General features: G+C 49.1%; 8 protein-coding genes. 6 read left to right on the top strand and 2 right to left on the bottom strand.

The window, feature by feature from the left end; genetic code table 11:
• Positions 1-39: 39 nt before the first annotated feature.
• Positions 40-3,078, top strand: a complete 3,039-nt coding sequence (locus AB1656_25140; protein MEW6238684.1) for a response regulator — start codon at positions 40-42, stop codon at positions 3,076-3,078.
• Between the two features lie 20 nt (positions 3,079-3,098).
• Here the strand turns inward: AB1656_25140 and AB1656_25145 are convergent, their stop codons facing one another.
• On the bottom strand, positions 3,099-4,841 hold the full coding sequence (locus tag AB1656_25145) for a glycosyltransferase (GenBank protein MEW6238685.1): 1,743 nt from the start codon (positions 4,839-4,841) through the stop codon (positions 3,099-3,101).
• Between the two features lie 101 nt (positions 4,842-4,942).
• Here AB1656_25145 and AB1656_25150 point away from each other — a divergent pair, with 101 nt between their 5' ends.
• The 5 genes from AB1656_25150 to dgoD all read left to right on the top strand — a co-directional run bounded on the left by AB1656_25150 (position 4,943) and on the right by dgoD (position 7,278).
• On the top strand, positions 4,943-5,224 hold the full coding sequence (locus AB1656_25150; protein ID MEW6238686.1) for a hypothetical protein: 282 nt from the start codon (positions 4,943-4,945) through the stop codon (positions 5,222-5,224).
• Positions 5,214-5,483, top strand: coding sequence for a type II toxin-antitoxin system RelE/ParE family toxin (locus tag AB1656_25155; GenBank protein MEW6238687.1), 270 nt, complete (start codon positions 5,214-5,216; stop codon positions 5,481-5,483). The genes AB1656_25150 and AB1656_25155 overlap by 11 nt, the downstream gene beginning before the upstream one ends.
• A gap of 38 nt (positions 5,484-5,521) precedes the next feature.
• Positions 5,522-5,800: a hypothetical protein gene (locus tag AB1656_25160; protein MEW6238688.1), complete on the top strand. Its 279-nt coding sequence runs from the start codon at positions 5,522-5,524 to the stop codon at positions 5,798-5,800.
• Positions 5,801-5,867: 67 nt separating this feature from the next.
• Positions 5,868-6,065, top strand: coding sequence for a type II toxin-antitoxin system RelE/ParE family toxin (locus tag AB1656_25165; GenBank protein ID MEW6238689.1), 198 nt, complete (start codon positions 5,868-5,870; stop codon positions 6,063-6,065).
• A 94-nt stretch (positions 6,066-6,159) separates the two neighbouring features.
• Positions 6,160-7,278: a galactonate dehydratase gene (gene dgoD, locus AB1656_25170; protein ID MEW6238690.1), complete on the top strand. Its 1,119-nt coding sequence runs from the start codon at positions 6,160-6,162 to the stop codon at positions 7,276-7,278.
• A 16-nt stretch (positions 7,279-7,294) separates the two neighbouring features.
• Here dgoD and AB1656_25175 read toward each other — a convergent pair whose 3' ends face one another.
• Positions 7,295-7,918 (bottom strand): prepilin-type N-terminal cleavage/methylation domain-containing protein, encoded by a 624-nt coding sequence (locus AB1656_25175; protein ID MEW6238691.1) that lies wholly within the window; start codon positions 7,916-7,918, stop codon positions 7,295-7,297.
• Positions 7,919-8,180: the final 262 nt, after the last annotated feature.

Below are 8,180 nucleotides of genomic sequence, written 5' to 3' on the forward strand. Positions count from 1 at the left end.
TGTATTATCCCCCCAGCAACTCAAGAGGAGCCGCACCGAATGACCAATCAAAGCTCGCCATTTCGCATTCTTGTCGTAGACGACGAAAAAAGCATTCTGGATATTTATTCGAACATATTCAAATCCAGCGGTTTATTGGATGGAGTAAAAACAAGCTATACTCACCCCGTTGAAATCGAGAACGAGCAAAAGGGCGCATTCGAGTTGACTCTTTGCCGGCAAGGCGACGAAGCCGTCCAAGCCGTCGAACATTCGATGGTGGAAGAACGGCCGTATTCCATCGTCTATCTGGATATGCACATGCCTCCAGGACCAGACGGCTTGTGGACGGCGGAAAATATCCGGCGGATCGATCCCAACGTCGAAATAGCGATCGTTACCGGTTTTTCCAAAATCAGCCTGCGAGAAATTACCCAAAGAATCGCTTCGCCCGACAAATTGATTTATCTGCGCAAACCTTTCCAATACGACGAAATTATCCAGCTAAGCCTCGCCTTGTCCCATAAATGGCGTAACGAAAAAGAAATTAAGTTATTAAATAAATCTTTGGAAATCAAAGTACAAGAACGAACCAAAGAAATTCTCGATATAAACAAGAAGTTGAAAGACGATATATGCGAACGGCTCAAAGCGGAAGCCGCTCTCAGGGAAAGCGAGAGGGAACTAAAAAAAGCCAAGGAAGCCGCCGAACTGGCGAACCAGGCGAAAAGCCGCTTTCTCGCCAACATGAGCCATGAAATCCGCACGCCGATGAACGCGATTATCGGCATGAGCGATCTGGCGTTGGATACACTTCTCAGCGAGGAACAGCGAGAGTACGTAACGATCATCAAAGAATCGTCGGCTTCTCTCCTTACGCTGCTCAATGACATCATCGATTTTTCTAAAATCGAAGCGGGAAAGCTCGACATTTCTCCTCAAGAATTCGATATTCGAGTCTCGCTCGGCGAAGCGTTGCAAGCCGTCGCCATACATGCCCATCGGAAAAAACTGGAACTATTGCTTCAGATCGATCCAACCATTCCCGATTTCCTGATGGGGGATTCCGCTCGGTTGAGGCAGATTGTCGTGAATCTGACGGGCAACGCCGTCAAATTCACGGAAGAGGGCGAAGTATTCGTCAAAGTGGATCGGGAAATCGAATCGGATGGACGGAGCGTTCTGCACTTTCGAATCCGGGATACGGGAATCGGCATTCCCTTGGAAAAACAGGACATTATCTTCAAAGAATTCCACCAGGCGGATGTCTCCACGACGCGAAAATACGGCGGCGCGGGACTTGGCTTGGCTATCTCTTCCAAATTAATCGAAATGATGAAAGGGCGAATATGGGTGGAAAGTCCAGCTCCCGGTGAAAACTGGCATTCAAAAGGCGGACCGGGCAGCCTCTTTCATTTCACAATTCCTTTAGAATACGAACCGAAAAATGTTCATTCCAAGCCAGCGAATTCCTACGAGTCCTTTCGCAATATCCCCGTTTTGATTATCGACGATAACCGGACGAATCAAAAAATTTTAAGTGAAATTCTATCAAGTTGGGAAATGAAGCCTTATGTGGCGGAGAGCGAAAAAGAAGCCCTCCAGATCATGGAATTGGCTCATCGACAAGGAAGTTCAATCAACCTGATTCTCCTCGACTCGGAAATGCCCAACGCCAATGGATTCGATCTTGTGGATGCGCTCCGAAATCGGCCGGTATATGCCAGCGTTAAAATCTTAATGATGACGCTATGGGGAGAATTATTGCTGGAAAACCATCCCCAAGACATGAAAAATATCTATCTGCTCAGAAAACCCATAACTTCCAGCGCTCTGATGGAATGCCTCCAGCAAGCGTTAGGATGGGAAAAGGAAGTTCTCGATGAGGCGGTTCCTTTTCCTGCGGCGCCGCTCTCGCTGCGAATCCTTCTTGCAGAAGACAATCCTTTCAATCAAAAATTAGCTGTGCGCTTATTGGAAAAAAATGGATGCCAATCGTTTGTTGCGAATAATGGCTTAGAAGCGGTTCAGCTTTATCGAACGGAAACATTCGACGCCATTCTTATGGATGTTCACATGCCGGAGATGGATGGATTGGAAGCCGCGAGGCGAATCCGCTCCATCGAAAAAGAGACGAATCGGCATGTTCCCATCATCGCCATTACCGCCGCCGCTCTCAAAGGGGACATGGAGAAATGCTTGGAAGCGGGAATGGACGATTACCTTCCCAAGCCGATCAAAGCCAAGGACGTCATGGACAAAATCCGCCGTTTAACTTCTGTTGCGCCGGAGGTCTGCCAGGCGCCGGCGCTTGCGCTGCGCATACTTCTAGCGGAAGACAGCTCTTTCAGTCAAAAAGTTACCGCGCGCATTTTGGATAAACTTGGATGCCAATCCTTAACGGCGCCCAATGGCGCGGAAGCGGTTCGGCTTTATCAAACGGAAGTGTTCAACGTGATTCTCATGGATGTCCATATGCCGGAAATGGACGGATTGGAAGCCTCGAGTAGAATCCGCTCTATAGAAAAAGAGACGAATCGGCATATTCCCATCATCGCTATTACCGGCGCTGCTAGCAAGAAAGATATTGAGAAATGTTTGGAAGCGGGTATGGACGATTATATTCTTAAGCCGATCACAGCCAATGATTTAATGGATAAAATTATTCTTTGGACTTCCCGCGCGCCGGGGATAGGCGCCGATGCCCAAACCAGCGCCGCTTGTCCGGTTGCTCGCGGCCTAGCCGAACCGTCTTGCGTCATAAACAAAGAATCCGTATTGGAACAAGTAGATGGGGATCTGGAGCAAGTGCGCGAATTGGCGGCAATGTTTATCGAAAATTCGAAAGATATTATGGAGAAAATCCGGAAAGCGATCAATGAAACGGATTTTGAAGGATTGAGAGAAGCGGCTCACAGTTTAAAAGGCATCGTCAGTTTTTTCGGCGCTCATGCGGCGAGAGAATCGGCTCTTCAATTAGAACTCATAGGCCGCAACGGCCAGAAAGAAAAAATGCAAAGCGCATGGGATTCGTTGGATGGCGAGATGATTCGTTTGCGAAATGCTCTAAAGGAATTGGAGTGGATTGATTTATCTTGACGTCATAATCCATTTTCCTTTTAGGAAGCGGATTCCTTCGAATGCTCCATCAGTGATAAGCGCGATTCCATAATTCGCAATAACTGCTTGGCGCGAAGGGCAAAAGTATGTTCGCGCAGGACGCGCTCTCTGCCCGCCTTTGCCACTTCCCGCCGTCCCGCTTCGTCGCCGAGCCAACGTTCTACAACGTTGGGCAGATCGTCCGCTGTTTCGAAACATGCGATTTCTTCCCCGATTCGGAAGAGGTCTTTAATGCCAGGCAGCGCTTCCGTTAGGAGAAAAGTTTCCTGGACGGGAGCATTCCATACGTGCATATTGAGTCCGCTGATGGCGTTCAGGCTATGGATCGAAACGTGAATCCGGCTGGAGCGGTAGACGGCGGCCAATTGGCGATAATCGCGGATAAAGCCCCGGCAGGCGCGTCGCAGCGGCGAATTGTCCCGTTCGCCTTCCAGCCAGGGACCGCTGCTTCCCCAAAGTCCAAGATCGAATGATGTCAATTTTCCCGCCGCTTTTCGGCGGTATAAAGCGTTGGCGACTTTATAAACCAGAAAAGCTACTTCAGAGATAGCGTTTTTTTGCAGCGGTCCCGGCGGGGGCGTTTCTGCGATCATGCGCTCCAGATCGAGAAAACGGTTGTCCGCCTTCGCTTCCGCCGTCTCGCGAACGTAACGGCGGTCTTCCTGCGCCAAAGGAGCGAGTGTTTTCTCGATGGACAAAACCGACGCGATGACGCTGACGCCGCAGGCTAACGCGGGATCCGCCATTGCAGGCTCAAGCAAATTCGCCGCCGTCAATAGCGGCTCCACAGGAACCCCAAGGCGGGCGGAAAGATCGGGAATATAATAGGGATCGAAACAGCATACAATATCCCTTGATGAAATCGCTTGATCGCCCGAACCAAAAACCGGCGCATCCGTAAACCATAATACCGTCGGCGCCGCCAAGCCTTCCCCAAAAGCGCCGTAAAGAGAACGGAATGTCCGATTGGTCGTAATCGCTGCATCAGGTTGACTGCCTAAAAAACTCCACGCCTCCGCCGATGCACCTCGATATTGGCCGACAGGAATGCGGCACGTCTTCACTTGCGCGCCGCAGCTCCGCAATCCATCCGCCAGCCCATTCATGACGAACGCCGTGGCGTGGTCTTGCTCGTAGATTGGCATCCATATTCGCCGAATCGGTAAATGTGGATGCTGGTAATATTTTTGAGCGTTGGCGTAGATGGATTGAAATCGCTTTTGATGAAGAGGGACGGTCTCGTGAAGAAAATCGTCGATTCGAGCATAAACGCCGAGTTCTTCCGGCGGCAAATGGCGATAGACGGGAAAGGCGATAAGATTGGAGCCGCCAGCCAGGCGCCGTTCGGCGTTCAAATCGTTCCATTGCCGTTCCCAATCCTGCCCTACGCACCATAAGACGAAGCCCGACGCCAGCGCCGCGTCGATTTCTCGCCGTTCCAACGTCCGCAGAAAGCGATAGGAATTCGGTTCGATTATCATGAGTCCTTGCGAATTGTTCGCTTGGGCCAGCAACCGTTTTGAAAACAATTCCAGCCAGGCGCCATCGCCGATTCCCTTGGCTATCGCCAAATGGCATTCTTCCGTCCAGTATTGTTCGATTTTCTGGACAATTTCCTCGGCTTCAAGACTGACAGCGGCATCGTCATGACTATTCAGCGCTTGTTCTTTGATGGCGTTCCAAAGTGAAGGCAAGCCTTCCTTAACAATGGCCATGCGTTGGGAAAATGGATTGTCGTTCATATCGTTATAAGTTTGAGGAATATCTTTTTCTCTATCATTCGATCGTTCTTTTTCGATTATAATAACAAAAACGGCAGTGCAAATCAGCGAAGGAGGCGAACATGGCTCCGCAAATTCTATCCAACATCAAAGGAAGCGAAATTCCCGCATCGTGGCGGGAGAAAATCGACGCCGATCCCGAACAATTTTATACTATCGTCATTCGATCCCAGGACGACGATCTCTATGACGATGAAGATTATCCCGAAGGAGAATTGACGGAGGAAATCATCGAGGCGATTCGGCGCGGGGAAGAAGATATCAAGGCGGGAAGATATATCGAATGCAAAACCAAGGAAGATTTGGACCGTCTTTTCGAAAAAATAGAAAATGATGAGATATAAAAGCCAATTCACACAAGAATGCTTAAGAGACATAAAAAAGTTGAAAAAGTCTTCCGATCTGTTAAAGCGCTTGAAAAACAAAATCAATGAAATCCTCTGCGATCCCTATCGTTTTAAGCCTTTGCGATATTCATTGAAGAATAAACGCCGAATTCACATCGGCTCATTTGTCCTGATTTTCAAAATCGACGAAGAAGAAAAGATAATAGAATTTATTTCCTTCCGACATCACGATGATGTTTATAACGAAGCCGATTAGCGACGAAGAATTCATCAAAGTAAGCAAAGGAGGCGATCATGGGGCCGCAAATCCTATCTAATATTAAGGGAAGCGAAATCCCCGCTTCGTGGCGGGAGAAAATCACCACCGATCCAGACCAATTCTATACCATCGTTATTCGATCTCAGGACAACGCCAACGATGACGATGAAGATTATCCTGAAGGAAAATTGACCGAGGAAATCATCGAGGCGATCGAACGGAGTTCCGCCGAATATAAAGAAGGAAAGGGGACACTGTGTCGAAACGAAGAAGAACTTGAGGCTTTTTTCAAGGGAATTATTGAAGATGATTAATTTCAATATATTTTTTACGCCTTGTTTTAAAAGAGACCTTAAAAAGTTCAAAAAACATTTCGAATTGATGGAACGACTAAAAAGTAAAATATCGGAAATAAGTAAAAATCCATATCATTATAAACCTTTGCGATACCCATTAAATAATCGAAGAAGAACGCATCTTGGCTCTTTCGTCTTGATTTTCGAAATCGATGACGAAGAAAAGGCTATAGTATTTCATTCCTTCCGTCACCACGATGACGTTTATGGCGATGACGATTAATTCCCCCCTTCCCCTCCCCTGCTTTACAGAAAAAAACCGATAGTATATCGTCATTTCTCGCAAGAGGATTTAATCCCTCCCGATGGAGTCATCTATGAAAATCGTTAAGATGGAAACGCTGCACGTCAAGCCGCGTTGGCTGATTTTGAAAATTCAGACAGATGCGGGCATTGTAGGATTGGGCGAACCGACGCTTGAAGGCCGTTCTCAAACCGTGGAAACGGCGGTGCATGAGATCGGGCGCTACCTGATCGGCCAGGATCCTCGCCAAATCGAGAAGCATTGGCAGACGATCTATCGCGGGACTTTTTATCGGGGCGGTCCCGTGCTTTCCAGCGCCCTGTCGGGCGTGGAACAAGCGCTATGGGATATTTTGGGCAAGCATCTCAACGTCCCCGTTTGGCAACTCTTGGGCGGTAAAGTGCGCGACAAAATCCGAATGTACGGCTGGATCGGAGGCGAAGAGACCGGCGACTATATCGAGAATTTCAAGCGAGGCGTGAAGGACGGCGTCTTCACCGCCTACAAACTTGTTCCCGTTCCCGGAATGCAAATGATCGAAACGCCCGCTCTTCTCGATCGCGTAGTCCAGAACGTCAAGCAAGTTCGAGAGGCGGCGCCGAGACATGTTGATATTGGTTTGGATTTTCACGGACGCGCCACCCCCGCCGTCGCCCGGCGATTGGCGAGGCTGCTGGAGCCATTCGATCCCATGTTTCTCGAAGAACCGGTTTTGCCCGGCGATGTGGATGCTCTGAAGAGCATCGCCGATAGCACCGTAATCCCCATCGCCGCCGGAGAACGGCTCTTCACTCGCTGGCAGTTTAACGAACTGATCGAACGGCAGGCCGTCGCCATCATCCAGCCCGATCTTTCTCACGCGGGCGGCATTGCCGAGGTGCGCCGCATCGCCGCTCAAGCCGAAGCGCGCAATATCTCCGTAGCGCCCCATTGCCCGCTGGGACCGATCGCGTTAGCGGCTTGTTTGCAACTAGCCGCCGCTACGCCTAACCATTTGATCCAAGAACATCTTTCATTGGGAGAAGGCTATCTCAAGCAGCCATTCATCGTGGAAAACGGCTATATCCGCGTCCCGGAAAAACCCGGTCTGAGCATTGAGTTGGACGACGAAGCCATTCAGGAAAAAATATTCGCTGGAGATTGGGAAACGCCGCGATTTACGCTGGAGGACGGCTCGTTTGCGGAATGGTAAAAAATTCTGAGACGCTCTAGTTCGAACTCCAACCGGCTTTGTAGTATTGTTCGAAATATTGCGATCCGCCGCCTTTGCGGAATTCCCAAATGTACCAGATATCCCCATCGCTCGCCACTCCGTTCGTGGCGCTGTAAGCCGTAGGTCCTAAGCTGCGGTGCCAATCGCCGCTGTCGCCGTCGGGACCGACAGCGTCTAGCAATCCCCATCCGCCATCCTTATTGGAGCAATCATAGTCTTCGTACGAATAAAACAATCCTTTGGCGAAGGGATCGATGGGAATGGAACTGAGATAAGAAATTGGCGTTGTCAAAGGCTTATAAATTTGACCGTTGAAACGCATATTCCCCTGCCCGGCTACCATCTTTATGCCGGCTTGTTCTGACGTTTTCCCGAAAAAACCGCCGTCCTGGCAGCATTGAGGAGTACCATCGCAATCGTTGCCGTCAATCAACCATAAATTTTTGTCAAGATGCAGCATCTCTGTGGCATTGGTTATGGTGCGAATATCGGACATGGTGCGTGCGATTTTGGCGCGGATTTGGGCGTTGAGAAAATTCGGTACGGCAATGGCGGCCAGAATCCCGATAATCGCCACGACGATAAGCAATTCGATAAGCGTAAATCCTCTCGCCTTCATGCTGAATCTACTCCTTCTTCATTCCCGATTGATTCCGCGCAGGAACCGGATAACAATCTCATTTTACACAATTCTTTTTCCCTCGCCCTTTGGGAGAGGATTAGGGTGAGGGATCAAGTTCAATATTATCAACCTTCACCTAACCTCTCCCAATCTTCAAGGATTTATAAGCCCTAATTAATTGGACTGTTGGGGGAGTTTGTTCGTATCTTGATGGATATTTTTACTAGGTTATTTACACCAACCCCGATTTTTGTCTAAT

Source organism: Candidatus Omnitrophota bacterium (assembly GCA_040755155.1).
In the GTDB taxonomy this organism is placed as follows: domain Bacteria; phylum Hinthialibacterota; class Hinthialibacteria; order Hinthialibacterales; family Hinthialibacteraceae; genus JBFMBP01.

Coding starts and splice junctions, on each gene's coding strand:
- AB1656_25140 (MEW6238684.1), top strand. CDS start 40: ATGACCAATCAAAGCTCGCCATTTCGCATTCTTGTCGTAGACGACGAA.
- AB1656_25145 (MEW6238685.1), bottom strand. CDS start 4,841: ATGAACGACAATCCATTTTCCCAACGCATGGCCATTGTTAAGGAAGGC.
- AB1656_25155 (MEW6238687.1), top strand. CDS start 5,214: ATGAGATATAAAAGCCAATTCACACAAGAATGCTTAAGAGACATAAAA.
- AB1656_25160 (MEW6238688.1), top strand. CDS start 5,522: ATGGGGCCGCAAATCCTATCTAATATTAAGGGAAGCGAAATCCCCGCT.
- AB1656_25150 (MEW6238686.1), top strand. CDS start 4,943: ATGGCTCCGCAAATTCTATCCAACATCAAAGGAAGCGAAATTCCCGCA.
- dgoD (MEW6238690.1), top strand. CDS start 6,160: ATGAAAATCGTTAAGATGGAAACGCTGCACGTCAAGCCGCGTTGGCTG.
- AB1656_25175 (MEW6238691.1), bottom strand. CDS start 7,918: ATGAAGGCGAGAGGATTTACGCTTATCGAATTGCTTATCGTCGTGGCG.
- AB1656_25165 (MEW6238689.1), top strand. CDS start 5,868: ATGGAACGACTAAAAAGTAAAATATCGGAAATAAGTAAAAATCCATAT.